Annotated in this window: 27 protein-coding genes and 1 tRNA gene; 11 read left to right on the forward strand and 17 right to left on the reverse strand. The window is 63.9% G+C overall.

The features are described 5' to 3' along the window. The first annotated feature begins 362 nt into the window (after positions 1-362). The 3 genes from L6E10_RS27455 to L6E10_RS27465 all read left to right on the forward strand — a co-directional run bounded on the left by L6E10_RS27455 (position 363) and on the right by L6E10_RS27465 (position 2,555). Positions 363-1,115 (forward strand): DUF4062 domain-containing protein, encoded by a 753-nt coding sequence (locus L6E10_RS27455; protein WP_236222784.1) that lies wholly within the window; start codon positions 363-365, stop codon positions 1,113-1,115. 48 nt (positions 1,116-1,163) lie between these two features. Continuing rightward, positions 1,164-1,649: a nucleoside-diphosphate kinase gene (locus L6E10_RS27460; RefSeq protein ID WP_236222785.1), complete on the forward strand. Its 486-nt coding sequence runs from the start codon at positions 1,164-1,166 to the stop codon at positions 1,647-1,649. Positions 1,650-2,012: 363 nt separating this feature from the next. Then, entirely contained in the window at positions 2,013-2,555 is a 543-nt protein-coding gene (locus L6E10_RS27465) for a hypothetical protein (protein WP_236222787.1), read from the forward strand. A gap of 90 nt (positions 2,556-2,645) precedes the next feature. Here L6E10_RS27465 and L6E10_RS27470 read toward each other — a convergent pair whose 3' ends face one another. The 5 genes from L6E10_RS27470 to L6E10_RS27490 all read right to left on the reverse strand — a co-directional run bounded on the left by L6E10_RS27470 (position 2,646) and on the right by L6E10_RS27490 (position 6,064). Further along, a complete protein-coding gene (locus L6E10_RS27470; protein ID WP_236222788.1) occupies positions 2,646-3,731 on the reverse strand; it encodes a toll/interleukin-1 receptor domain-containing protein in 1,086 nt (361 codons plus the stop codon). A 126-nt stretch (positions 3,732-3,857) separates the two neighbouring features. Continuing rightward, complete coding sequence (locus tag L6E10_RS27475) at positions 3,858-4,379, reverse strand: hypothetical protein (RefSeq protein ID WP_236222789.1); 522 nt, start codon at positions 4,377-4,379, stop codon at positions 3,858-3,860. A 46-nt stretch (positions 4,380-4,425) separates the two neighbouring features. After that, positions 4,426-4,842, reverse strand: a complete 417-nt coding sequence (locus L6E10_RS27480; RefSeq protein ID WP_236222791.1) for an NUDIX hydrolase — start codon at positions 4,840-4,842, stop codon at positions 4,426-4,428. Continuing rightward, a complete protein-coding gene (locus L6E10_RS27485) occupies positions 4,835-5,503 on the reverse strand; it encodes an NUDIX hydrolase (RefSeq protein ID WP_236222793.1) in 669 nt (222 codons plus the stop codon). The genes L6E10_RS27480 and L6E10_RS27485 overlap by 8 nt, the downstream gene beginning before the upstream one ends. Before the next feature lie 135 nt (positions 5,504-5,638). Next, positions 5,639-6,064 carry a helix-turn-helix transcriptional regulator gene (locus tag L6E10_RS27490; RefSeq protein ID WP_236222794.1) on the reverse strand — a complete coding sequence of 142 codons (426 nt, stop codon included), beginning with the start codon at positions 6,062-6,064 and terminating at the stop codon, positions 5,639-5,641. A gap of 170 nt (positions 6,065-6,234) precedes the next feature. Between L6E10_RS27490 and L6E10_RS27495 the strand changes: the two genes are divergently transcribed. The 5 genes from L6E10_RS27495 to L6E10_RS27515 are packed head-to-tail and all read left to right on the forward strand — an operon-like array spanning position 6,235 to position 10,177. Further along, a complete protein-coding gene (locus L6E10_RS27495) occupies positions 6,235-6,510 on the forward strand; it encodes a helix-turn-helix domain-containing protein (RefSeq protein WP_236222796.1) in 276 nt (91 codons plus the stop codon). After that, complete coding sequence (locus L6E10_RS27500) at positions 6,504-6,863, forward strand: WhiB family transcriptional regulator (protein WP_236222798.1); 360 nt, start codon at positions 6,504-6,506, stop codon at positions 6,861-6,863. The genes L6E10_RS27495 and L6E10_RS27500 overlap by 7 nt, the downstream gene beginning before the upstream one ends. Then, positions 6,860-7,189, forward strand: coding sequence for a hypothetical protein (locus tag L6E10_RS27505; protein ID WP_236222800.1), 330 nt, complete (start codon positions 6,860-6,862; stop codon positions 7,187-7,189). The genes L6E10_RS27500 and L6E10_RS27505 overlap by 4 nt, the downstream gene beginning before the upstream one ends. Next, on the forward strand, positions 7,186-8,022 hold the full coding sequence (locus tag L6E10_RS27510; protein WP_236222802.1) for a hypothetical protein: 837 nt from the start codon (positions 7,186-7,188) through the stop codon (positions 8,020-8,022). The genes L6E10_RS27505 and L6E10_RS27510 overlap by 4 nt, the downstream gene beginning before the upstream one ends. Next, positions 8,009-10,177, forward strand: a complete 2,169-nt coding sequence (locus L6E10_RS27515; RefSeq protein WP_236222803.1) for an FtsK/SpoIIIE domain-containing protein — start codon at positions 8,009-8,011, stop codon at positions 10,175-10,177. Before L6E10_RS27510 ends, L6E10_RS27515 begins: the two co-directional genes overlap by 14 nt. 204 nt (positions 10,178-10,381) lie before the next feature. On the opposite strand, the gene L6E10_RS27520 is transcribed toward L6E10_RS27515, so the two are convergent. The 4 genes from L6E10_RS27520 to L6E10_RS27540 form a co-directional block, all read right to left on the reverse strand. Further along, positions 10,382-11,230 (reverse strand): DUF5753 domain-containing protein, encoded by an 849-nt coding sequence (locus L6E10_RS27520; protein WP_236222805.1) that lies wholly within the window; start codon positions 11,228-11,230, stop codon positions 10,382-10,384. Beyond that, entirely contained in the window at positions 11,223-12,080 is an 858-nt protein-coding gene (locus L6E10_RS27525; RefSeq protein ID WP_236222807.1) for a helix-turn-helix transcriptional regulator, read from the reverse strand. Before L6E10_RS27525 ends, L6E10_RS27520 begins: the two co-directional genes overlap by 8 nt. 44 nt (positions 12,081-12,124) lie before the next feature. Next, entirely contained in the window at positions 12,125-12,346 is a 222-nt protein-coding gene (locus tag L6E10_RS27530; RefSeq protein WP_236222808.1) for a hypothetical protein, read from the reverse strand. Between the two features lie 226 nt (positions 12,347-12,572). After that, entirely contained in the window at positions 12,573-12,902 is a 330-nt protein-coding gene (locus L6E10_RS27540; protein ID WP_236222811.1) for a hypothetical protein, read from the reverse strand. A gap of 160 nt (positions 12,903-13,062) precedes the next feature. Between L6E10_RS27540 and L6E10_RS27545 the strand changes: the two genes are divergently transcribed. Then, positions 13,063-13,758 carry an NUDIX hydrolase gene (locus L6E10_RS27545; RefSeq protein WP_236222813.1) on the forward strand — a complete coding sequence of 232 codons (696 nt, stop codon included), beginning with the start codon at positions 13,063-13,065 and terminating at the stop codon, positions 13,756-13,758. Positions 13,759-13,859: 101 nt separating this feature from the next. Here the strand turns inward: L6E10_RS27545 and L6E10_RS27550 are convergent, their stop codons facing one another. From L6E10_RS27550 to L6E10_RS27565, 4 genes are all read right to left on the reverse strand, one after another. Next, complete coding sequence (locus tag L6E10_RS27550) at positions 13,860-14,750, reverse strand: hypothetical protein (RefSeq protein WP_236222815.1); 891 nt, start codon at positions 14,748-14,750, stop codon at positions 13,860-13,862. A gap of 195 nt (positions 14,751-14,945) precedes the next feature. Further along, a complete protein-coding gene (locus L6E10_RS27555) occupies positions 14,946-16,517 on the reverse strand; it encodes a tyrosine-type recombinase/integrase (protein ID WP_236222816.1) in 1,572 nt (523 codons plus the stop codon). Between the two features lie 113 nt (positions 16,518-16,630). Beyond that, positions 16,631-16,703: transfer RNA gene (locus L6E10_RS27560), tRNA-Arg, on the reverse strand. Between the two features lie 129 nt (positions 16,704-16,832). Continuing rightward, entirely contained in the window at positions 16,833-17,912 is a 1,080-nt protein-coding gene (locus L6E10_RS27565; RefSeq protein ID WP_236222818.1) for a LacI family DNA-binding transcriptional regulator, read from the reverse strand. A gap of 72 nt (positions 17,913-17,984) precedes the next feature. Here L6E10_RS27565 and L6E10_RS27570 point away from each other — a divergent pair, with 72 nt between their 5' ends. After that, a complete protein-coding gene (locus tag L6E10_RS27570) occupies positions 17,985-19,148 on the forward strand; it encodes an MFS transporter (protein WP_236222820.1) in 1,164 nt (387 codons plus the stop codon). Here the strand turns inward: L6E10_RS27570 and L6E10_RS27575 are convergent. After that, the gene (locus L6E10_RS27575; protein WP_236222822.1) at positions 19,126-19,644 is read right to left on the reverse strand and encodes a hypothetical protein; all 519 of its coding nucleotides are present in this window, start codon (positions 19,642-19,644) and stop codon (positions 19,126-19,128) included. The genes L6E10_RS27570 and L6E10_RS27575 overlap by 23 nt on opposite strands. Before the next feature lie 35 nt (positions 19,645-19,679). Here L6E10_RS27575 and L6E10_RS27580 point away from each other — a divergent pair, with 35 nt between their 5' ends. Continuing rightward, a complete protein-coding gene (locus L6E10_RS27580; protein ID WP_236222824.1) occupies positions 19,680-21,611 on the forward strand; it encodes a cytochrome c oxidase assembly protein in 1,932 nt (643 codons plus the stop codon). Here the strand turns inward: L6E10_RS27580 and L6E10_RS27585 are convergent. From L6E10_RS27585 to L6E10_RS27595, 3 genes are read right to left on the reverse strand one after another with little or no spacing between them, the layout of a single operon-like run. Continuing rightward, positions 21,608-22,405 (reverse strand): ABC transporter permease, encoded by a 798-nt coding sequence (locus L6E10_RS27585; protein WP_236222825.1) that lies wholly within the window; start codon positions 22,403-22,405, stop codon positions 21,608-21,610. The two genes, L6E10_RS27580 and L6E10_RS27585, sit on opposite strands and share 4 nt — an antisense overlap. Before the next feature lie 8 nt (positions 22,406-22,413). Continuing rightward, a complete protein-coding gene (locus L6E10_RS27590) occupies positions 22,414-23,337 on the reverse strand; it encodes an ATP-binding cassette domain-containing protein (RefSeq protein ID WP_236222827.1) in 924 nt (307 codons plus the stop codon). Beyond that, positions 23,330-23,941: a TetR/AcrR family transcriptional regulator gene (locus tag L6E10_RS27595; RefSeq protein ID WP_236222828.1), complete on the reverse strand. Its 612-nt coding sequence runs from the start codon at positions 23,939-23,941 to the stop codon at positions 23,330-23,332. Before L6E10_RS27595 ends, L6E10_RS27590 begins: the two co-directional genes overlap by 8 nt. Positions 23,942-24,087: the final 146 nt, after the last annotated feature.

The raw sequence follows: 24,087 nt of genomic DNA on the forward strand, positions 1-24,087 counted from the left end.
GTGACGCAATCGTTATCATCTACGGGCTCTACCTGCATGGTTGATGTGGAGTCGCGTCCGATGTGTCCATCCGTGGGCATGATTTCGCGCAGTTGGCTCCACGAGTGGCTCCACGCGATGGTGGTGCATGGGAAGCTGCCGCGACGGCGACGCGAGAGTGTGTTGATGACGAGAGGGAAGCCCCGGTCCGGTGTAATCTGCGACACATCCGTCCGCAGACTGGGGGCCGATAGGTGTCGTTTAGTGCAGTTGTACGCCGAATTCTTGTGTCGTGCCCTGGCGACGTTCCTGAACACGATCTAGCGATCATCCGCCAAGAGATCAACCATTGGAACGGAGTCTATGGCGAGAACTTTGGTGCCGTGGTGCTGCCGATCTCGTGGAGCGAGCATGCGGCAGCCGAGTTTGGGCAGCCACCTCAGGCGATCCTGAATAGGCAGATCGTTGATAGCTGCGATGGCTGCATCGCGATCTTCGCAAATCGTATGGGCACTCCGACAGCAGTCGCTGCATCAGGCACGGCCGAGGAAATTCACCGACTTGCTGAATCTGGCAAATATGTTGGCATCCTACGATGCCGGCGAGACGTGAAACCAGGCACGATAGACCACATTCAGGCTGCAAGACTTGATGACTACCTGAACAGCATTACGGGGCAGGCGCTAATCCTTTCGTACTCCTCCGACGCCGAGCTTGCTCGGCACGTCAACAACATTCTTGTTCAGGCGGTCTCTCGCGATCAAGCCCGTGCTGATTTGCAGCGGCAAGAAGATACTGCTCCGCCTGCTCCTATCGCTGAGGTTTGGCCGAGAATTGAATCGTACGAACGTCAGATCGGAAATCGATCGACGCGGGACTGGCGATTGGTTCTTCACAATACAGGAAGTGCGCCCGCCAACAATGTGTACTTCAGTCTTGACGATGAGAATACTTGGCACGTAATGCGCAACTCTGAAAATCCAGATGAGCCTGACGTGGAAATACTTGCGCCGGGAGGTGAAGCAAAGTTCCACATGGCTGTAACTTTCGCCAGCGCGTCCCGGGCGCTGTGCACGGTTCAATGGGACGATAGCCGTGGTCGCCAGCAAAACTCGGCAACTCTGCTAATAGGGTGAACAAGCAAGCATGATGAAAGGGTGGCAATGAGTACTTCAGATCTTGGCTTGGAAAAGACGCTCGTCCTGCTTAAGCCTGATGCTTTGGCGCGCGGTTTGGTCGGGCGTGTAATCACTCGATTTGAGGAAGCTGCACTGAAGATTGTCGGCGTGAAGATGAAACTCATGGACGAAGAGTTCACACGCAAGCACTACTTCGATCTTGAGGAACGCGCCGGGATGGATGTGTATAACACTACGGCTAGGTTCATGCAAAGTGGCCCTGTTATTGCCCTTGCGCTGCAAGGTGTTGACGTTGTTGCGAAAGTTCGAAAGATCATCGGTAGCACGTTCCCTGACCAGGCGTCCCCCGGCACCGTTCGCGGCGACTTCGCTCATCAAACGAAGGCATCGTCTGAGGTTAGTGGGAAGGCTGTAATGAATCTAGTGCATGCCTCAGGAAACTCTGAGGAAGCGAAGTATGAGGTCGAGCTGTGGTTTCCGGAATCTGAACAGTTCGAGTACGAAACGCTTGCGGAGAAATTCGCATACTGACGATTGGTCGGTGCTGTGGCTGACGCGAAACAAGGCGGATTGTCGCTTGACGAACTCCAACTCTTGTTCGATCGGGAGGTTGGCTTAGACAAGCGAGCGGCTGCCGAGGCTGCGTATGTTCTCGCGTTTCGTTACAGGGAACAGGATGTCGACGGGCGACGACGCTTCGACCTGGCAAAGGTTTGGGCTAATCGCGCCATTGTCCTGCTTGACTCGCTTCCGTCCGAGCACCTTAGTGAGATTGTCAGTACGCGACCAACGCTGGGCGGAGTTGCGTTGCCAGATCTCCTGCATTCAGGCGTAGTTCGACACAGGCTCGCTGATGTATTGATCTGAATTCCAAAAGCGCCAGATATGTGAAAGTTGAAGGAGCCTGCTATTAACGTTGAGCCGATCATTGGCGGAGCGGTCGGTGGTACCCTGGCCGTAGCTAGCCAGTTTGTGGCGTCCTGGCTTACTGCTCGCCGTGAAGTGAAGGTTGCCGAGCGTGTTGCTGCAAGGAATTGCTTGGAGGCAATATATGCGATCCGGCATGCGGTCGATTACCGGGTTAACGGCGGCAGCGATGTCCGGCTCGATTATGAATATGAGCGGAAGGTTGACGCACTCAGGTTGGCGCTCAGTTCGGTCAAAGGTGAGGACATTCGCGAGAGGATGGCGGTGGTAATCAGGTGCCTCGGTGCTACATCTGCGATTCAGGCATTTACTTCATATACGGAGACTTCTGCCGTGTGGGCTCTATGTCGGCACTCAGAGGTACTGTTTGAGGCACACCTTCACGACAAAAAGCTTCCTGAAGATGACGGCGTTGTCAAGGCTTTTGCTGACGCTGTTGATGAGGCCGATGCAATCATGGAGGAGCAGTACGAAGAAGAATACCGCCGACGCGCCGAGTACGGCCACTAGAAGTACGTCCGGCCCTGTGGTGAACGTGGCCATGTTCGCCTAGATTCTTGCGGCCGGCGACCGTACCACGGTTCCTATGTAAGGAGCTCGCTAGCGGCGAACGATCCTCTTTACCCGTTTGAACTCCTTGTTGTACTGCCGCACCACTTCGGGATCTATATCGAGAACAAGTTCCATGCTTAGGTCGCCGCGCCCATTCGTAGCTAGGATGTCCGGGATGGCGGAGGCCTTGCTTGCGTATCCCTCGATGAACTCCTCGGTTCGCTTGATAGGCAGATCGACAAAGAGGGATGCGAGGTGATAAAGCTGCTTGAGGTCGTCGTGCGTAACTGTTCCGCGTAGGTCTGCTGCCCAATCCATATAGTCGCCGTAGCAGTCGACAAACCGATTGCCGAGGTGAGTGATGTTCTCAACGCTTCCTGGAACCCCAGGTGCGCCAAATGCCCACTCTTGGGCCTCTGGGGAAATTATCCGCATAAGATTATCGTTGATCAGCTCAGCTTTCCGCATGCTCTCGCTGATGTAGGCGATTGCTTGTAAGGGGTCATCGATTACCCGAACATGTCTAGCGAACCCCAGGCCGTAGTCTCGCCGTTTCGTGCTGAGGTTTTCCTTGCCTTGAATCAATGTACCCGCAAATAGAAAGTACTCCCAACAGTCGGGCGACAGTGCAATCAGATGTTCTTGCTCGGCTTTCGTTGCTGGCGCGGTCGAATACGGCACGTGAGGGGCTGGCGCTGGCAGAATGCCGGGTGTAGACGCCGATATCTTCTGTACCGCGAGTGCTGCAAGGTCTTCGGGGCTGGTGACATTAAGATCGATATAGCCTACCGTAGATCGGATTCCGGGAACTTCGCTGTCATCGAAACGAGCGGGAAGTATGTACTCGGAACCAAGCTCGATCGCACGGGCTTGAGCGCTTACACGCTCATGGTTGGTCCAAACCTTGCGTACGTAGTCCTGCGAGATGAAGATGATGCAGTAACGAGCCTTCTTGCGATACACATCATCTAGGTGTTCGTAAAGATCTCGTCCCCACAGAGTTGCCTGCTCGTTCAGGTCGTAGAATACCCGGACATTTCTGCTCGTGAGAGATATTGCTACGCGTTCGACGTACGACCGTTGTTCTCCGGCAAATGAAAGGCAAACGTCGTAATCGAACGAGGGGCTGGTCATTTACTTTCCTTCTGGTTCACTTCGATGTCGGAGTATCGCACCGATGCGGCTTCTCGTTACTTACATACAGTGATTCACAACCAGGAGTCATGCCGATAGCAGGGCCGCGCCTGTGTGTTATAAAGCCTAGTCGCCATCGTGAAGATTTTTGTCTAGCTTTTCGATACGTTCCTCAATATCGATCATTTCATTTGTGATCTCTCGCATGAACTGAATCTGTTCTTCTTGCCATAGCTTGTTATTAAGTTCGCGTTCCCTGGTCATCGCTTGCGCCCAGACCTGCGAGATGAAACTACCTACTCCGAAAAGCGATCCGACGACAAGGGCTATGCCAAGTGGTCGCCCGGAATCCCAGAGAAGAATAACTAATCCGCCAGCTACTGTTGTTAGCCCGTGCCAGCAGGTGAATATGAGTGCGAAGTGTTGGCTGCCGAGCGCCGCCTTTATTTGAAGGCGCCCGCGACCGAAATGCCATGTGCTGTACTCGTGGTGAAACCTGCCTAGCATTTCACGGTACTTCGCGTGAATTTCGAGGAGTTCGGTGCGTTCTGTCTCGCGGGAAGGATCTTCGTTACCGTCGTATGGCTCAGGCATCGGTGCCCCGTAGGATTGTGGAGTTTTCGAGCGCTGCTCGACGCGTACAGACATGAAGGCTCCGATGCGTAGGTACGCCGGAGCCATTCACGCCGTGAGTTCACCCTCGTAGTGCAGTATCCAGATGCTCTTGCACTGGCGCAAAGAATGGGTACGGAACATAGCTGGTCAGCTCGCTGTGCCTGACCCATGCGAAGGAGTCGAGTTCATCGTCGTCGACGACACTGGCCTGACCCTCGACAGAGTCGAATGCGACATAAATCATGGTCCGCCCCGTGTTCGGATGAACTCGCTCGCCCAGTGATTTGCCATTGGCAACCTGGATGCCGGTCTCCTCGCTTGCTTCACGGGCGGCCGCTTTTTCAGGCGTTTCTCCTACTTCGACCTCGCCAGCCGGGAACTGCCAGGATAGACTGCCTTCCTTGACTCGACGCCTGACGAGTAGTACCGCACCATCCCGGGTGATCACGGCGGCCGCAATCGGTGGCCGCTGATCGTCAGGTGCCTGTTCACTCACTGTTTCGTACCTCCAGGGCATCCAATATCGGAGGAAAGACGGTCTCTGCGGGGATAAACCGGGTGAGTCGGTCGCCGGGAGTCCAGATCACGCTGACATTCTCCACTACGTCCATGTTCTGTGCCTCTCCACCTAGGTACTCGCAGAGAAGGTACTCACAGTACACCTGGGTGATTGGATGCAACCGGCTACCGATGTGCCGTGTCACGCGACAATGAACGCCAGTTTCGGAGAATGTTTCGCGGATGGCCGTGGTCTCCGCGGACGCGCGGGGCTTGATCATTCCTGCGGGGAACTGCCACGAAGTGGAGCCGTTGTCTTCTCGGCGCTGGACGAGAAGGACATTTCCGTCATCTACAACCACCGCGATCGCCACGCGTAGGACGTGGCCGCTGTCTGATGTGGTCGGAGGCTCGTGGGGCGGTTCCTGCGGTTGAAGCTCGACGGCGAAGCGCGCTCGTTCTGTAGCCGACGCTCGCTCAAGCACACGGTCTAGGAGCTGCTGGGTCTCATGGCGCGGCCGGCTGTGCGGCTCTGCGTGCCACTTCGCGACCGCGCGCGGGGAGATGCCGAGCTTGGCGGCGAAGTTTTCGTTCGACTCGCGTAGTGCGCGCTGGAGCGCGGTCGCTGTGCGGCCGGTCCACTCGCGCACCAGATCCACGGTCTACACCGCCGCTCGCTGTCGAAGTGCAGTGGAGTTGCATGGAACTTGCACTGCTCTTGCAGTGAACGTGCATGGTTGGTGCGCGGTTTTCAGCGTTGACTCATTGGCATGAGAAACAGCCATTCGAACCCCTCACCGCCCGAGTTGTTTTCGGTCGATCCCAAGACTTCCGGAGAGCTTTTCGACGTTCTCGCTGACCTCTCGAACCTGATCGGTCAAAGCATCGATTCCGCCGAGTCGGGCGACGATTTCGCGCAACTGGTGCTCGATCACGGCGAGCCGGCCGAGAACGTCGTCGTCGCGGGCAACAGGCTCTCCGACCTGCGGCGGGATGCGGCCGCCGAGGACAGCCTGCAAGTGGTTGGGGTGCCAGTCGAGCGCTACGGAGAGCGCTTCGAGCGTTCGTTCACTGCGTCGGCGCTGAACGGTGTTGTTCTGGAGTTCGCCAACGATCGCCTTCGACACCTGCGAGCGCTCCGTGAGTTCTCGCTGATTCATGCCGAGTTCGGTCATGCGCTGGTTGATCGCCCTTGCGACCGCACTCCAGTCGTCCGCCACGTATTCCTCCGCGCTCCGCCTCGCTGCCGAGCGTAGCGCGGAGGCAATTCCGCGGTCCGCATAACGACAGCGTGGCTGCGAGTTTGGCTCCCTTTGCAACTGGACGGGATGAAAGCATCCCGAATCCTTGGTCGAAATCATCCAGCATTGCACAGAAGGGCCTATATCCCATGAACGAGAAGATCGAGAACGCCCGCCCGGCGTTCTACACAGTCAGAGAGGCCGCCCGGATTCTGCGGGTTGCGCCTTCCACCCTCTACCGAGTGATCAGGGAAGGCGACTTCCCCGCGGTTCAGCTCCGCACGCGCTACGTCGTTCCCGCTGTGGCGCTCGACCAGTTGCTCGCCGAAGCGACGGAGACCGGCGGTCTGGTCGACCCCTCGCGGATTGCGGCGAAGCGTCGCGCGGCCCGCGAGTTCGAGCAGAAGTCCGGGGGTGCGTGGTGAACCCGGAGGACTACGAGCTGCTCGCGGCCGAGCTCGATCGCTACGCCAACGTCCCGGATGACGTGCTGATGGAGATCGTCACACGCGACTGCACGTGCATGTGGTTGTGGGCTGGCGAGGACGGCCCGGAGTGGCAGGACGAGGAGATCACCGATCGGCAGTTGGCGGCACGTCTGTGTGAGTCGTGCCCGGTTCGGAAGCTCTGCCTTGAGTGGGAGCTGCGCCTTGCTGGTGAGCACCAGTTCGGCGTGTGCTGCGGACTGACAGGAGATGACCGACGCGCGCTGTACCCGGTGTGGCGGGCTCGCCGCGACCAGATGAACGAGGACCAGGGCGGAGGGCAGCAGCCGTGACGATCGACGTGACGCCTACGCAGCTGCTCGCCGCTCTGGGCGTGGTCGTGATGCTGGTGTGGGTCTGGCGGGCGAGTTCCCGTCGGGCGAAGGCGGCCGCGGACGCGGCACGGAAGGGTGCCCATCTGCTCTCGCTGACCGGGCGGGTGCTGGTGATGGCCGCGGTCATCGTGAGTGTGCAGTGGGTCGTGATCACGCACCAGGGCGACGTGGTGTTGTTGCTCGTAGTGCTGGGTCTGCCCGCGTTGTTCGCCGCGTACACGTTGACCCGTGCCCTGACGATCACGGCGTGGGACGACTCGCCCCGGCGGGGTGGTCGGCGATGAACACGCTCACGAGGGTGAAGGAAGGGGTGGCCGCCTTCGGGCGGCCGCCCGCCGCTCCGGCAGCCGAGCGGCTCGCCGCCGATGCGGCAGAGGCGGCCGAGCTGCGCGCGTACGCGACGCACCCGGACGTGATCGCGTTGCGGGTCGAGAAGGTGCGGGCTCAAGTCGATCGTCTCTGCTGGGCGGGGATCGTGCTGGGACTCGGCTTCACGATGACCAACGTGCAGTCGTTTGCGGCAGCGGGCACGCCGGCGTGGTCGTTGCCGTGGCTGGCGGCGTGGTTGCTTGATCCCACGGTGTCGTTGGTGTTGCTGGCGATCCTGCGAGCCGAGCAGGTGACCGCGCGGTATCAGGTGCGCACGGGGGCGTGGACGCGACGGGCGAAGTGGTTCACGCTCGCCGCCACCTACGTCATGAACACCTGGCATTCATGGGCTACAGGTTCGGTCTCGGGTGTCGTGCTGCACTCCGTGCCGCCCCTCGTGGTGTTCGTCGCCGCAGAGGCCGTGACGGACTTGCGGGACAAGCTCACCGAAGCGGTATCAGCAGCGTTCACGGAAGCGTCCGCACGCGTGGCAGCGGTAACCGCGGACTTGCCTACCAAGACGGTTCATGAACCCGTGAAGCCCAAGCCGCGTAACGACAACCGCGGCAGCAGACGAGTGTCCTTCCACGACTACCTGAGGATCGCGCGTGAAGCCTGGTCGCCTGGTGTCGTGGTGAGTCCGGCGTGGGTCCGTGAGGTCACCAGTTGCTCACGCGGCCTCTCGTCACGGCTCGCTGCGACGCTCGCCGCCGAGGTGCGGGGAGGTGACGGCGATGAGCGAGCGTGATCGGGAACTCGTCGGTGTGGACTCCTCTCTGCCGGTGCGGGCGGTGCTCGAAGGCGAGTTCGTGAACGACGCGCCGCCGGTCGAGAGGACTCCGTGGCGTCGACAGGTGGTGAACTGGTGGCGGCGTTCACCGCGTGTGCCGTTGTGGGCGAAGGATCGCGTTCACGCGGTGCAGGCCGCGAAGGATCTCGTGGTGGCTGTGGTGCGTTCACCGTTCCGGTTCACGGGTGCGGTTGTGCGTGGTCTGGTGGTCGCGGTCCGGTGGTGGCGTTCGTGGGTCACCGTGCGGGACTACCGGGAGGCAGCCGAGCAGTCGGAGAAGCTCGCCGACAAGTTCACCGACATTCGGGAACTGACGTTGTTCCGGTGGAAGGTCACCGGGGCCACTGTGGTCACGGTGGCGGTCGTGGCCGCGGTGCTCGATCTCGTGTACGGGCACCGGGCGCTGTGGATCGCCGGCGTCGTGGTCGCCGTAGCGTTGGCGATCCTCGGCAGGCGCAAGGACGGCAGCCCTGGACGTAAGGCCGTGCTCGCCGGACCGCGCACCCTGACGTGGACGATGGACCCTCAGGTGCTCGTGGACGCGTTCCGAGACGCCAAGCTCATCGGGAAGGACGAAACGCTGCGGCTGGTCGACCGGGCCACGCGCAGGGGCGAAGGGTGGGCGGTCACTGTCGATCTGCCCGCCACGCGTAAGGCGGCCGACGTCGTCAAGCATCGCGAAGCGCTCGCCTCTGCACTTGCGGTGGACGAGATCCAACTCAGCGTGGAGCGAGTGCGAGGCAACGGCGGGCACGCCGGGCGGGTAGCGATGTGGGTGGCTGATGAGGACCCGTACGCCAAGCCGCCCATCCGGACGCCATTGCTCGGGGTGCATCGGTGGGACGCGTGGCGGCCGGTGCCGTTCGGTACCGACGCGCGCGGACGTCGGATCGACCTTCCGATGGTGTGGACGTCGGTCCTGATCGGTGCGATTCCCAGGCAGGGCAAGACAATGGCCGAACGGCTGGCGGCCGCAGGCTTGATCTTGGACCCGCACACCAGGTTGTACGTGGCGGACTTCAAGAACGGCAAGGACTGGAAGGCAGCCGAGCAGGTGGCGCACCGGTTCATGTCCGGCGACGACAGCGAGCACGTGCTGGCGTTCGTGGACTGGCTCGTGGAACTGGTCGCCGATGTCCAGGGCCGCTACCGCAGGATGCAGGACCTTGATGACCTGACGTGCCCGGAGTCGAAGGTGACGCCGGAAATGTCCCGTGATCCGGCGCTGGACATGCCGATCACGGCGCTGGTCGTGGACGAGGTGCAGATCCCGCTGGAGGACCGTACTCCCGTTGAGGTGCAAGGAAAGAAGCTCACGGCGGGCGAGTACATCGGCGAGTTGCTGACGTGGTTGGCGAAGAAGGCGCCGGCGGCCGGTGTAATCCTCGTGCTGGCGACGCAGCGGCCGGACAGCAAGACCATCCCGTCCAGCTTGCGCGCGGTGCTCGGGTCGCGGTTCGCGTTGCGGGTGATGGACTGGCGCGACAGCAACATCATCCTGGGCGAGCAGATGAACACCCGAGGCTACGACTCCAGCCGTCTGCTGCCTTCTCACAAGGGCGTGGGCATCCTGCGACCGGACGGCGAGACCCAGGCCGGTGCGGACGTACTCGCGCTGACCGTGCGCACGTTCTACATGCCCAACGAGGACTGGAGGGAGATCTGCCAGCGTGGGCGCGCATTGCGTGAGGCGGAAGGCACGCTCACCGGACACGCCGCCGGGCAAGCCTCGCAACCGGTGCTCGATCACGCGGCCGTCGCCAAGGCCATCGGTGGAGGCCCATCCGCACCCGCCGAAGCCCAACGCGTGGACGAGATCGAGTTGCCCGAACCCCTGGCGTCCGTTGCGGGTTATCTCGCCGATGATCTCGACGGCGACGACGGTCGGGACTTCGTGCCCACGGCCGAGCTGGTGGAGGCGTTGGGCGTCGAACCCAAGGGGTTCGGACTCGACATGGCCGAGTTCGGCTGTAGCCCGACCCGTGACCGTGTGCCCACTGAGGACGGCGTGAAGCAAGTCCGCGGCTACGCGATTGCTGACATCCGTGTGGCGATCCAGCGCGCCCGCGACGCCGCCGTGATCGACGCAGAGGTGATCGACGATGACCGGTGACCCGTCACAACCCGTCCCATTGGACCCGTCACGTGTCACACGCCTTGTGACGGGTACCAAACCGCCGCTAAGCAGCGGAAACGGCCCGCCGTGACGGGTGTGACGCGTGACGGATGACCCGTCACAACCGTGGGAAAAGGCCGTGTGCCGCGCCATCTCGACAGAGGCGCGACACACGGCTGACCCGTCACTACGTGAGCGTTGTCAGCGTGCGCCGTCTTTGAGGTCCTGTGCCGCCCTGTGAAGGTGCTCGACCGTCTCGGCGTCCGTGAGCGTCGTGGACATCAACCGCCCGTACAACTCCAGGTACGGCAGCCGGTCAGTCTCACGCTCAAGCCAAACACCGCAGTGAGGGCAGTCGAGGTACACCACATCGTCGAACTGCGGCTCACGGAACGACAGCAACGTGAACGAGGTCATCCCCGCTACGACACCCGCACTGTCCGGTACGAGGTAGACGCGCACGCCGGGAAGCTGAGCGAACAACGCCAGCTGAAACAACTGGTCCGCCATCACCAGCGCACCACCGACAGGTCGTCTCAAGACCGCCTGTGCAACAACCAGATCCACTTGCAGCGTCGGATCTGGATCTAGCTGGCCCAGGATCCGCGCACGGTGTAGGTCGTCGTAATCGCGGTCACTTCCGCCTCGAACCGCGGCCAAGTACTCGGGCGTCCAGACCATCGGAGGCAAGACGTCCAGGGTCACCACGCGCATGTGGCTCGCCTCAGCCTCGACCTCGGAGTACGTCCAGTCCACACACGGCATCGCGCCGTTGGTCACCAGATCGAACGTGTGCGGATTACGTGCCCGCTGCGCGCCCCAGTAGACAGGCTTCCACCGCGCATCGTCGATCCGGTAGACCAGGGCAAGCGCCACCACGTCGGCGTCGGTGATCGGGACCAGCCCGTTCTGCATCATCGAAGTCTTGCCCGTCGACCAGTTCACGCGCTCGGTTACTTCGGTGAGGCTCAAGCCGCTTTCCATGCGCCACAACGCAAGCGCACGCGCAACGGCGCGGTTCTGGAGGCTGGACTTGAACCCTTTAGGCATCGTGAACGTCCGTCCGCGAGGCATCGCACAACCGGACGATCAGCCCCTTGGACTCGACCTCGTCGAGGCTGCTCTCATCGAGCGCGCGAATGACCTTCTCGTAGCCCTTGATCGCTTCCGGTGCCTCAACGAACAGGCTGGAGTTCTCGGTATCCGTCCACACCAGCGGTTCGTACTTCGGGAAGTCCAGGTACGTGAACGGTCCAGCCAAACCAGCGTGCGATCCGTGTGCGGTAGGCACGATCCGGATCGTGATTCTCGGCCGGTTCGCCATGTGCAGGAGGTGTAGCAACTGTCCGGTGTGCACCTCGGCACCGCCAACGGGCAGGTGCAGCGCCAACTCGTGGATGAGGAAGGTGCACTTCACACCGCACCTGAGCAACTCCTGCATCCCGAGCTGCGCCTTCACCCGATCCTGCAGTTCGTCCGCCGGCGTCGTGGAGGACGCGCGCACGACCTCACGCATGTAGTCCGCGGTCTGGAGGAAGAGCGGCACCATGTGCGTGTGCCAGCTGATCAGCGTCTTGGCCGCCTTCAGTTCTTCAAAGACCGTCCGGAGCTGGATCGGCGGGTACATGCCGTGCTGCTGCCACCAGCCCCTGATGTGCATCTCGGGGCACAGAGCCAGCAGATGAGCGGTTTCTGCGGCGTTAGCCCGGCAGACACCGAGCAGCGTGGCGATTTCGACAAGAGTGGCGCCGCCCTTGCCGTTCACCACGTCCGAGAGCTTGGCCTCGTGCCATCCGACGATATCGGCGACCGCACGCGAGGTGAGGCCCGTACCTGTGATCACTGCTCTCAGACCGGCGCCGAACTCGCGGCCACGCACGGTGGAGATCCTCTTTGGCATACCAACTTTCCTTGCACTCGTTCACAGAAGAGCAGTACCGAGCCTCATTCGGGCTGATGGCTGTGGTCCGGGTGTTCCGGCAGATCGAGTAGTGCAACGGCGCTCGGGTCCACGCCGAACTGGTGCAACACCGTCATGCGGTAGGCGACGAAGCCGTACTTCACCAAGACCGCCAGTGCCTCGTCGGGCGAGAGGTTCGCGTACCGCTGAACGCGCATCAGCAGGTCGTCGGTGAACGGCGCGAGCCTGAACTGTCGCTCGATCATTGGATCTCCTTGACCGAAGCGAACGGGCTGCGGAAGAGGCAGCCCACACACGGCATCCCGTCCGGCGCACTGAGCAGATCCGCTGTACCTGGCTGGATCACCAGACCGCAGTACGCGACAAGAGAAGTCGGCATCGTCTCGTCGGACGGTGCTGGGACCAGGTGACAAGTTCGCTGCGTCTCGCCCACAACGCCACGGCGTAGGCGCACGAGGAGGACCGGGGGATTCACTTCAGGCATGGCGCGATCCCGGAACGGTCGCGCCGGTGCTTGCCGACTCGTTCGGGTGGTTCGGCCTGAGGGAGTTCCCAGACGCCTTCCGTTCGAGCCGTCGGCACCGTGGGTGGGTCGCTCTCGTGAGGTCCGTCGGTGAATTGGAGGTCTTCCAAGACATCGTGAATCTCTTCGTTTGCCCACGTGGCTTCCTGCGCTGCCTCTCTGGCCAGTCGGACGTACCGACGACCGAGCACCACCACGTAAGCCAGTGGCAGCACGAGCCAGAGCACGAAGAGTGCGATTCCGCCCGCGTCCTTAGCCAGTTCGCTCCACACCGTCATCCACCCGCCTCTGTCCGCGTGAAAGAGGTAGTCGTGAGACCCGGTTGGAACGGGTCTGTGCCAGACTGAAATCAAGCCTGACGTTGACCCAGGCCGATGAACATGACACGCGGGTGCCATATGCGCGCCTTTTGGGCGCCACGATGGCGGGGAGGTCCGGATGACCGGGACGACGTTGACGGAGACGCCTGCACGCACGGTGCTCGAAGAACGGATCAAGACCGGTCTGAAGATGACCTACGAGGAATTCGTGGAGTACGCGATGGACTTCGCGCGTAGCCACGATGAGCCAGGCACGCTCAGCGTGCGTCACTTGCTGCGGCTGGTCGCTGGCGTCCGGAAGGACGGGACGCCGCTGGGCTCGATGCGTCCGGCGAACGCTCGACTGCTAGAACGCATCTTCGACCTACCGATCTCCCAACTGCTGTCACCGCCTGAACGGCCGGGCGGGCACGCTGACGGCCACCCGTTGCGAGTCGCCATCGCGGTGGTCTTGAGAGGGTCCGAGGTACTCGTCGTGCGCCGCCGCGGAGACGATCTTGGATCGACCTCGTGGCAGTTTCCGGCCGGAATGGTCAAGCCGGGTGCAGCGTCAGAAACGATTGCCGTACGCGAGACGCTCAGCGAGACGGATGTTCACTGCGTCGTCCGAGGAGGGCTGGGGACGCGACTGCACCCCGCTACGAGAGTTCTCTGTGACTACGTGCTTTGTGACTACGTCGCCGGCGTGGCGAAGAACGTCGACGCCTTCGAGAACGCGGACGTGATGTGGGTGGATAAGTCGAGTCTGGTCGGCCTCATCCCTGCCGAACGCATCTATCGGCCGGTGCTGAAAGCCTTGGATCTGCAGGTCTAGCATTCGGGGTAAAGCTGTCGTTGGTCTTGGAAACCCTGTTGTCGCTCAGAATGGACGGGAATAAGCGGCGGCCTGTCATTTTCAAGGCTGGAAGAAGAAAGCTAGGTTCGGGCTGCGGTTGCCTTCGCGCAGAAACCCATATATAGGGCGTATTGGTAGCCGGCTCGCAAGTTGCCATCAAGCTTGTCGTAACCGAGCAGCATGCCGGGTTCATAGAAGAATGAATCTGACAGCTGGAGTCCGTCGTCTTTAAAGTGGTTGCTTGACAGGGTGATTGTTCCTGCCAGTATTTCAAGGCGCACAGACCGTTCGGATGACAACAGGAGTGTGTACCAGTACTTCTTTGGTATCGTGTTGTCCGCCGTGAGGATGGCGCTCGACTCAACTTGACCTGCTGAACCAGTGGTTGGGTCGCCGATCACAGACGGCAGGATGACCCTCACTCGCAAACCATGGGCTGTGTGTGATCCGTCTGCATCCAGGCTGTCGGCTGCCGAGTTCTCGACATAGATGCGGAACCTCAGGTAGTCGCCGTCGTCGACCTTCTCATGGCGCTGCCATATATTCGGTTTCGGCCCGTTGCAATTCGAATCGACCTTGCGCACGCCGTAGAACCATCGCTCATCGCCGATGTTTGGGTTATCTGATATTGAGTTCAGTGTTACGTAAGGTGCTGGCTTGTTGATGGAGAACATCTCCCGGGAAGGGTCCCACCCTGCGCCCAGAACCTTCTTCGCATCGTCGGGTGGCGGAACTGCCGACGGTGCCACTGAACTTGTACCGGTCTGCCCACTAGGAGCGGTAACGGGCCCCCAGGCATCTTCCACCGGCTTCGACAACAGTGGAAGGGTTGCCGACACCATCAGCGCTACCGCGGCGAGCGCCACACCCGCTTCGGCCTTCCTCTTTTTCCGCAGATAGAGCCAAACGATGCCGGACAGCAGGACGATCAGCCCAAGGCCAGCAATGCTGATAAGCAGGGCGCGCGGCATGATCCCTCGTGTTGTCGACTGTGGTGGAAGCTCACCGAAACATCGAAGTGAGGATGGTGAACGTTACTGAACGTAAGTGTCTGTCGCCGACCTGCTTGCGGTTCTCTGCGCTCGTATGGCGCGACCATGCGCCAGGGAGAACTGTGGACGCTCGCCACAGCGATCGTGGTACCGCAGGTAAGTTGCGCTGGCTCCTCACTTGTCCGCGCGCTTGCTCTTCAAGCTCAAGACATTCGCGAAGCTCGACTCACTCAACGGGGCGACGACCGCGCGCTTTCCTCGGCTTGCCGTGACCAGTCCAGCGGCCTTGAGCTCAGCCACAGCGCGATTCGCGGTACCCGCCGCCACGTTGTACCGCTGGCAGAGTTCGACCACGGTCGGAAGGTTGTCGCCCGGCTTCAGCGCGCCGCACACGATCGCGCCCCGCAGGTCTGCGGCGATTTGTTGGTACGGGCCGCGCATTTCGGGCTCCGCGGTCGTGGTCGCGGAGCCGTCCACATCGATGGAAACCGGCATGATCGGCATGCGACCGCGGAGGTTTCCGGCCGCGCGCTGATCGGCTTCCGAGACCCAGGCCGAGTACACCTTCAGCGTTGTCGCACCGCCGCCGCCGTGTCCCAGGCGTCCGGCCACCGTGCGCGGGTCCACGCCAGCACTGATGAGTTCGGTGGCCGAGTAGTGGCGCAGTGAGTGAAGGTCCGTATCGATCTCCAGCTTGGCGCACAGGCGCGAGAAGCGTTGCGACACGGTGTCGGGCTTCCAATAGGTGCTGTGGTCGATCGAGTTCGAGAAGATCCGTCCATCTCGCTGGATCTTCTGCGCGAACTCCTTCGCCTTGTCCTCGCACTGCTGGCGGTACGCGCGGAGCAAAGCCACCGTTTCCTCGTCCAGCGCGATCCGGCGTTGCTGGTGCGTCTTGGTGTCCTTCTCCCAGGTTTCCTTGCCCTCTTGCCCGATGCTCGTCTTGATCTGGAGGACGGCTCTGTTCAAGTCGAGAAGGTCCCACCGGAGTGCGCACATCTCGCCGCGCCGTGCACCCGTGACCATCGTGAGCCAGACGAACACGCCCCACGAGAAATCACGGAAGGCCGCGTTGACTACGGCGGCCGCCTCTTCGGGCTCCGGTGGATGAGGGTTGGGCGTGGGAGTCGGGGGAGTCTCCGCCTGGTTCAGCGGGTTGATCCTGATCCAGTCCCACTTGACGGCCCGTTTCAAAGCGCCACCGAGGATCGAATGAATCTGTCGGATGGTCGAGACGTCCAAGCCGCGGCATTCGTGCTGCTTGCACCTAGCGTCGCAGACGTGCTGCCGCTTCGTGCGGTGCTCGATGAACTTTCCCTTGCCGCCGCAGTGGGCACGGCACGCGCGCAACTTGGCGTAGAAGGTGTCAATGACGTGAGAGTCGACCTTCGAGACCTTCAGATGGCCGAGCAGAGGCCGGATGTGGTTCCGGATCTTCCCCTCGTAACCGATGCGCGTGCTCTTGTCGACGTTGATTTTCGCCAGGTACTCGTCCAGGAGCACGTCAACGGTCGCGTTCGTCCGCGGGCTGCGCTGTTCGTCTACCTGGTTCAGAAACCTCGTGCGAACCCGCTCAGCTTCCTTCTCCAGCTCTGGGTGCGTGTGCGGGATGGTCTCCGTCAGGAAGTTCTTCTTGCCCGTGAGCGGGTCCTTCCCGGCGTAGACCCGCACCTTGAGCGAGCCGCTGGGAAGCGGGAGGATCTCGCCCCGCTGCTTGGGCTTCGAGGGCGTCTTACGAGGGGCCATAGAGCCACGGTAGGGCACGTTGGCTCCACATGTGGCTCCATCGAAGCGGCCTAAGATCAAGAACGAAGAAGGCCGCTGACCTGTCTGTACAGGTCAGCGGCCACTTCTTCCAGCGCCCCTGGCAGGATTCGAACCTGCGACCTCGGGATTAGAAGTCCCTCGCTCTCTCCACTGAGCTACAGAGGCTGGAGGGGTGCGCAGACGGCCACGAACCGTGGCCGTCGATGCCCCCACCGGACACATCGTCCGGAGTCGATCGTCTGTTTCCGCCCTAGGACCAAATGGGTGACGAAAACGGTCTAAACGTGACGCGGATCACGTCCGAGGGGCCGTTGAGGCTCTCTCCACGAGGGAAACGTCGAGTCTCGTCGGCCGGGGCGGTCTGCCGCCGGCCAGTAATTTCAGGGCCAGTTCGCCGGCTCGGCGGCCCTTGTCAGCCAGGGGTTGACGCACGGTAGTCAGCGGTGGATCGCTGTAGGCCGCTTCGGGGACGTCGTCGAAGCCGACGACGGAGATGTCGTCCGGGACGGTGAGGCTCAGGTCCCTGGCCGCTTGCAGGGCGCCGAAGGCCAGTTGGTCCGACGTGCACAGCAAGGCGCTCGGGCGTGGCTCGCGGGTGAGCAACCACCGCGCGCCCAGCCGTCCGAGTTCGCGATCACTGCCGCGGGCCTCCCACACCGGAACATTGTCCGGTTCCACCCCGGCTTTTTCCAAAGTGTCGAGGTAGCCGCCCAGGCGGTCCCGGCTCACGCGGAACGGCACGTCCGAACGGCGCTCCTGCGAGACCGGGCCCGATGCTCCGTCCGGGTGCAGGGCGAAGCTCAGGATGCCGAAGCGGGTGTGGCCGAGGTGGAGCAGGTGTGAGGCCGCGGCGCACGTGCCGGCGTAGTCCTGGACCTCCACCCGCGCTGAGTCCGGCAGGACGGGCTGGTCGATCACGACCAGCGGCAGGCCGCGAGCCGCCACGGCGTCGAGTGCCGGGGCGGAGTCCGGGAGCGAGTAGGCGACCATCACGTCGGCCTGGGCCCGCGCGACGATCGACGGGCGCGGGCCGCCGGTGGAGTTGCCCGGCATCAGGACCAGGCTGTGGTCGTGGCCGTCGACGGTGGAGGCCAGGCCGTCGAGCACGATCGACAGCGCCGGATCGGAGAAGGCTCCGGACAGGCCCTGGGGCAGCATGAAGCCGACGGCCGCGGACGAGCGGGTGGCCAGGGAGCGGGCGACCGGGTCGGGGCCCGCGTAGCCCAGGGAGCGCGCCGTTTCCAGGATGCGTTCGCGCAGCGACGACGAGAGCTGGTCCGGGCGGTTGTACGCGTTCGACACCGTTGCCCTCGAGACCCCCACGGCCGCGGCGACGGTGTCCAGCGTCGGCCTGCGTCGGCGGTCGGAGTCCACGGACGCATCGTATGCGAGAGGTCGCACCTCCACCGTTGGCGACACTTAAGCGCTTCAGTCATGCTGGAACGCATGTCTCCACGTCTGGCCACGTTCGTCGTGTTCCTCTTGAACGGCGCTGTCTTCGGCACGTGGGCCGCCCGTGTGCCCGCGCTCGCCGAGCAGGTCGGCGCGGAGGTGGGCAGTCTCGGGCTCGCGCTGCTCGGGGCGAGCGTCGGGCTCGCGGTGACGGCGCCGCTGGCGGCACGGATTTGCGCGGTCTACGGGTCGCGTGGCGTGCTGATAGCGAGCAGCCTCCTCAGTCCGTTGCTTCTGCCCGTGCTCGCGCTGTCGGAGTCACCGCTGCAACTTGGGCTGAGCTTGGTCGCACTGGGCGCGAGCATCGCCGCGATGGACGTGTCCATGAACGTCGCGGCGGTTGTGGTCGTTCGCAGCCTGCAACGGCCGTTGATGCCGCAGTTCCACGCCGGGTTCAGCGTCGGCGGGTTGATCGGGTCGTTGGGCAGCGCCGCCGCTGCTCAGGCGCATTGGACGCCTATGAGGCACTTCCTTCTCGCGGCGTTCGTCGGCCTCGTGGTGACCGCGCTCATCGCGAAGAGCATTCCCGGTGGCGTAGGGGAGCGGCACAGGGAAGAAGTCTCCGAACGGGTGAACGTGCTCAAGAGCCCGGTCCTCTGGCTGTTGGCGAGCGTCGCGCTGTGCAGCGCTATCGCGGAGGGAGCGGCGGCGGACTGGTCGGCGCTGTTCATGGTCCGTGAGCGGGGCATGGGCGACGCAGCGGGTGCATACGCCTATGCCGGCTTCTCGGTCACGATGGGGCTCGCACGGTGGTTCGGCGAACCGATCCAGCGCAAGCTCGGCCCTCACCGCCTGCTCGCCGCGGGTGGTGGCCTCGCCGCGACGGGACTGGCGCTCGCGGTGCTCGTCCCGCACCCCGCCGCCGGGTACGCCGGGTTCGGCCTGGCCGGCCTGGGGCTCGCGTTCTCGTTCCCGGTCGTCATGGACCTGGCCAGCGAGACCGGCAAGCGTGCGGACGGCAGCGGTGGCGAGCGTCAGCTCGGGCTGGTGACGACCATCGCCTACACCGGGTTCCTCGCCGGGCCGCCGATCGTGGGTGGCCTTGCCCACGTCAGCTCTCTCGTGGTGTCGCTCGGGTTCGTGGCGCTCGTCACCGCGCTGATCATCCCGGCGACCTTGCTGGCCAGGCGTGCGGCTAGGCGGAAGGCATCCGTTTGAGCGCTTCCTGGGCGATCGGCGCCAGCGAGTCGCGCGCCTTGGCCTCCGTGGCGCCGCCGCCGATGCCGATGGCGACCAGCAGCGACTCGTCGCGCGTCACGGCGATGGTGGCGGTGCACACCATGTCCTTGGCCTCCTGGCCGCAGCTCAGCCACGTGGCGTGCTTGCCCGTCTCGACCGCGCGGCCGTCCTTCTGGATCCTCTTCGACTCGTCGAACGACCGGTACGGCACCGCGACCAGCACGTATGCGTTTTCCTTGAGCGTGTAGAGGCACGAGTTCGCCATCTCCGGGCGCGGCACGGGGTTGAACCTGAGCGTCCCGACCGGCTTGAGGTCCTTCTCCGTCACCAGCGCGCACGGGTCGACGCCCGCGGTCTTGCGCGGCTTCTCGATGGCCAGCGGCGGCAGCGGCGCCGCGATGGGTTCGCCCTGGACGCGGTAGGCGCAGCCGGCCACGGACAGCGCCACGAGCAGCAGCAGGAGAGAACGGCTCACACGGGGCAACACTAGAGGGTCGTAGGCTCCGTGACGTGCCAATCGAACGCTCCACCAGAACGGGTTTGGTGCCCCTCGTCGTCATCGGCTTCGCGGTGGCGGCCCTCGCCGCCGTCGCGCTCAGCTCGTTCGAGAGCAACCCTCCGGCAGGGCTGCTCATCGTGCGCGTGCTGACCGAGACGGGTGCGGTGGTGACCATCGGCTCGTTGTTGTTGGCGGCTTTCCTCGTACCACCGCAGAAGTCCGGCACTCTCGCAGCGGACGGTTACGCCGCGATGCGCACAGCCGGGTGGTTCGCACTGGTGTGGCTCGTTGGCGCCTTGTTGTCCGTGCCGTTCAACACAGCGGCCGCGATCGACCGTCCCGTGAGCTCGTTCAGCTTCAGCCAGATGATGGCGACGGCGATGCTGCTGGAGCAGTCGAAGGCGTGGATGCTGACGGCGATCATCGTGGCGTTGCTCGCACTCGGCTGCCGTCTGGTGCTCTCGTGGGGATGGACGACGGTCCTGTTGTTCGGCGCGATCTTCGCGCTCGTCCCGGTCGCGGTCACCGGCCACTCGTCGTCGGGCGGGTCGCACGACATGGCGACGAACAGCCTGTTGTTCCACCTCATCGCTGCAGTGCTGTGGGTGGGCGGCCTCGTCGCGTTGCTGGCGCACGGCAGGCGTGGCGGCGCTCACCTCCCGCTGGCCACGACGAGGTTCTCGAAGATCGCGCTGGTCAGCTGGATCGTGATGGCCGTCTCGGGCGTCGTGAACGCCCTCGTGCGCATCACGCCGGCCGACCTCGTGACGTCCACCTACGGCTGGCTGACGCTGGGCAAACTCGCCTGCCTGCTGCTGCTCGGCGTGTTCGGCTACTTCCAGCGCGAACGCGGCGTCAAGGGCGTGGTCGACGGCAAGCCGCACGCGCTGCTCAAGCTCGCCGGCGTCGAGTTCCTGCTGATGATGTTCACGATCGGCCTGGCCGTGGCGCTGGCCCGCACGCCTCCGCCCGGCGGCAGCGTCGAACTGCCCAGCCGCGTGGAGATCGCGATCGGCTACGACCTCGACGGCCCGCCGACCTTGGCGAGCATCCTCTTCGACTGGCGCTTCGACCTGGTCTTCGGCACCGCCGCCCTGACGCTCGCGCTGCTCTACGTCCTGGGCGTGCGCAGGCTGACCAAGCGCGGTGACAGGTGGCCCGTCGGACGCACGGTCGCGTGGCTGTGCGGCTGCTTCACGCTGCTGTTCGCGACGTCGTCGGGCATGGGCCGGTACTCGCCGGCGATGTTCAGCGTGCACATGGAAGCCCACATGGTGCTGTCCATGCTGACCCCGATCCTGTTCGTCCTGGGCGGGCCGGTCACGCTGGCGTTGCGCGCGCTGCCGGTCAACAAGGAGGTGCCGGGACCGCGCGAGTGGGTGCTGGCCTTCGTGCACTCACCGGTCGCGCGCCTGCTGACGAACCCGTTCGTGGCGCTGGCGCTGTTCGTCGGGTCCTTCTACGCGCTCTACTTCTCGGGGCTGTTCGAGGCCGCGCTGCCGTTCCACTGGGCGCACCTCGCGATGAACGCCCACTTCATCCTCGCCGGCTACGTCTTCTACTGGCCCGTGATCGGCGTGGACCCGTCACCGAACAAGCTGCCGCCGCTCGGGCGGTTGGGGCTGTTGTTCGCGTCGATCCCGTTCCACGCGTTCTTCGGCGTCGTGCTGATGAGCTCCGCGACCGTCATCGGCGAACAGTTCTACCGCGGCCTGGCGTTGCCGTGGGTGCAGAACCTGCTGGAGGACCAGCGGCTCGGCGGCGGCATCGCCTGGGCGGCGGGGGAGATCCCGCTGCTGGTGGTCATGGTCGCCCTGCTCACGCAGTGGGCGCGGCAGGACGGCCGGGACGCGAAACGGCTGGACCGCAAGGCCGACGCCGATGGCGACGCCGACCTCGAGGCCTACAACGCGATGCTGCGCAAGATGGCCGGGAAGGACTAGACCGACAGCGGCCGGCGGAAGCCGCGGACCGCGAAGAACGCGCCCACCAGGGCGATCACGCCGCTCGTGACCAGCGCCCCGGCCACCCCGGTGACCGGGTGGGCGAGCGCCAGGCTGCGGGCGGCGTCGACCGCGTAGGTCAGCGGGTTGACCTTCGCGATCGCCTGCAGCCAGCCGGGCAGACCGGTGACCGGCACGAACGCGCTGGACGCGAACATCAGCGGGAACATCGCCAGGAAGCCGACGGTCTGCATCAGCTCCGCCTTGCGGACCCACGCGGCGATCGCGATGAACACCCAGCTCAACGCCCACCCGACGACCAGCGCGAGGCCCAGGGCGGCCAGGGTGCCGAGCATGCCGCCGTCCGGGCGGAAGCCGAACACCAGGACGCCGAACGCGATCATCAGCACGAGCTGGAACGCGGTGCGGACCGCGTCGGACAGGTTGCGCGCCAGCAGAACCGTGCTCGGGCGGATGGGCAGCGAACGGAACCGTGCGAGCACACCGTTCGACATGTCCTGCACGAGCCCGATGCCGGACGCGAGAGAGGACTGCATCGCGGTGTTCACGAGGATCGCGGGCAGCAGGAAGTTGATGTAGCTCATGCCGGGCGGGAAGTTCGCCGTGGACGTGATGCTGCCGAAGATCTGGCTGAACAGCGTCAGCATGATCAACGGCTGCAGGATGCTGAAGAACACCAGTGCGGGCGTGCGCAGCAACGCACGCAGAGAGCGCCCGGTCAGCACGAGGACTTGGGTCGGATAACTGCTGCCGTGCCAGGTCAAAGTCGCCATGATTCCCCCTAGTTCGCGGCGAGCGTGAGGTAGACATCGTCCAGAGTGGGCTCTTTGAGGCCGATTTCGTGCGCCTCCAAGCCGTTGTCGTCCAACGCGCGCACGACCGTCGCAAGGTCGCGTGACGCGCTGACGGGGGTCGTGAGCGTGAGGCCTTCCGCGACAGGCGTGAGCCCCACGGCGGAGATGGCCCGCACCGCGGTGTCCACATCGGACGCGGTGTCGAGCGTGACCGTCACCGTGCGCTGGCCGACCTGGGCCTTCAGCTCGGCCGAGGTGCCGGACGCGACGACCTTGCCGTGGGACAGCACGGTGATCGAGTCGGCGAGCCGGTCGGCCTCGTCGAGGTACTGGGTCGTGAGCAGCACGGTCGTGCCGTCCGCGACGAGCTTCTCGACGATCTCCCACATCGCGAGGCGGCTCGCCGGGTCGAGACCCGTGGTCGGCTCGTCCAGGAACAGCACCTCGGGGTTGCCGACGAGCGACGCGGCCAGGTCGAGGCGCCGCCGCATGCCGCCGGAGTAGGTCTTGGCGTTGCGCTTCGCGGCGTCGGTGAGGTCGAACTGCTCCAGCAGGTCGTCCGCGCGCCGGTGGGCCTGCCGGCGGCTCGCTCCGAGCAGCCGCGCGATCAGCACGAGGTTGTCGTGACCGCTGAGCTGCTCGTCGACGGCGGCGAACTGGCCGGTGAGGCCGATGCGGCTGCGGACCTCGTGGCTCTGCTTCACCACGTCGAACCCGGCGACCCTCGCGCTGCCACCGGACGGCGGCAGCATCGTGGTGAGGACGTTGACCAACGTCGTCTTGCCGGCTCCGTTGTGGCCGAGCAGGCCGAGAACCGAGCCCTTCTTCGCGGTGACGCTCACGCCGTCGAGCGCGTTCACGTCGCCGAACTTCTTGCCCACCTCGTGGGCTTCGATCATGAGCTCAGTCATCTGTTCCCCCTGGTCGGAGTGCTCCGTGCAGGAACAGCTCCACGATGGCGGCGGGCTCGGCGGTGCTCTCGCCGAAGCCCGCGCCCATGCGGTTCGTGAAGACGGCGCCGAGCAACATCCGCCCGGCGAGGTCGGGACTGACGCGCAGGTCCGCGTCGCCGAACAGGCCGGCGACGGCGTCGGTCAGCTGCTGCATGCCGACCGGCGGCCCCTTGTGCTTGCGGTGGTCCTCGTCGCGCGGGTGGTAGCCGGACTCGCGCAGCGCGCCGATGACGCCCCACATGCGGTCGAGGTAGCCGCTGAACGCCGCCACGCCCGCGGTCAGCCGTTCCTCCAGCGGCACGTCCGCCGGGATCGCCCCGAGGCGGGCGACCTCCTCGTCGGAGTGCAGCGCGCGCTGGATGCACGCGTCGAGCAGCTCCGCCTTGTCCTTGAAGACGCGGAACACCGTGCCTTCCGCGATCCCGGCCGCGGCGGCGATCTGGCTGGTGGTGACGTTCGCGCCGGCCTTCACGACGAGCGGAAGCGCGGCCTGGACGATCGCTTCGCGGCGGTCTTCCGGGCTCATCGCGGGGGCGCGGCGGCGGCGTGGTTCCTCTGGCACGTCCACCACCTTATGAGTGAGCACTCACTCATGTCAATGAGTGGGCGCTCACTCACTCGCGCGACTCCAACGCCGCACTAGCACGCGACCCCGACAATTCCGCTGTTCGAGGCGCTCCAAGATCTCGACCTGTCCACAACCGGCGA

This window comes from Lentzea sp. CC55 (genome assembly GCF_021056325.1).
Classification (GTDB): Bacteria; Actinomycetota; Actinomycetes; order Mycobacteriales; family Pseudonocardiaceae; genus Lentzea; species Lentzea jiangxiensis.

Bases quoted from the DNA above. Each gene is read 5' to 3' on its own strand.
- L6E10_RS27470 (WP_236222788.1), bottom strand. From the start codon at position 3,731: ATGACCAGCCCCTCGTTCGATTACGACGTTTGCCTTTCATTTGCCGGA.
- L6E10_RS27475 (WP_236222789.1), bottom strand. From the start codon at position 4,379: ATGTCTGTACGCGTCGAGCAGCGCTCGAAAACTCCACAATCCTACGGG.
- L6E10_RS27495 (WP_236222796.1), top strand. From the start codon at position 6,235: ATGAACGAGAAGATCGAGAACGCCCGCCCGGCGTTCTACACAGTCAGA.
- L6E10_RS27510 (WP_236222802.1), top strand. From the start codon at position 7,186: ATGAACACGCTCACGAGGGTGAAGGAAGGGGTGGCCGCCTTCGGGCGG.
- L6E10_RS27515 (WP_236222803.1), top strand. From the start codon at position 8,009: ATGAGCGAGCGTGATCGGGAACTCGTCGGTGTGGACTCCTCTCTGCCG.
- L6E10_RS27520 (WP_236222805.1), bottom strand. From the start codon at position 11,230: ATGCCTAAAGGGTTCAAGTCCAGCCTCCAGAACCGCGCCGTTGCGCGT.
- L6E10_RS27525 (WP_236222807.1), bottom strand. From the start codon at position 12,080: ATGCCAAAGAGGATCTCCACCGTGCGTGGCCGCGAGTTCGGCGCCGGT.
- L6E10_RS27530 (WP_236222808.1), bottom strand. From the start codon at position 12,346: ATGATCGAGCGACAGTTCAGGCTCGCGCCGTTCACCGACGACCTGCTG.
- L6E10_RS27540 (WP_236222811.1), bottom strand. From the start codon at position 12,902: ATGACGGTGTGGAGCGAACTGGCTAAGGACGCGGGCGGAATCGCACTC.
- L6E10_RS27545 (WP_236222813.1), top strand. From the start codon at position 13,063: ATGACCGGGACGACGTTGACGGAGACGCCTGCACGCACGGTGCTCGAA.
- L6E10_RS27550 (WP_236222815.1), bottom strand. From the start codon at position 14,750: ATGCCGCGCGCCCTGCTTATCAGCATTGCTGGCCTTGGGCTGATCGTC.
- L6E10_RS27555 (WP_236222816.1), bottom strand. From the start codon at position 16,517: ATGGCCCCTCGTAAGACGCCCTCGAAGCCCAAGCAGCGGGGCGAGATC.
- L6E10_RS27570 (WP_236222820.1), top strand. From the start codon at position 17,985: ATGTCTCCACGTCTGGCCACGTTCGTCGTGTTCCTCTTGAACGGCGCT.
- L6E10_RS27585 (WP_236222825.1), bottom strand. From the start codon at position 22,405: ATGGCGACTTTGACCTGGCACGGCAGCAGTTATCCGACCCAAGTCCTC.
- L6E10_RS27590 (WP_236222827.1), bottom strand. From the start codon at position 23,337: ATGACTGAGCTCATGATCGAAGCCCACGAGGTGGGCAAGAAGTTCGGC.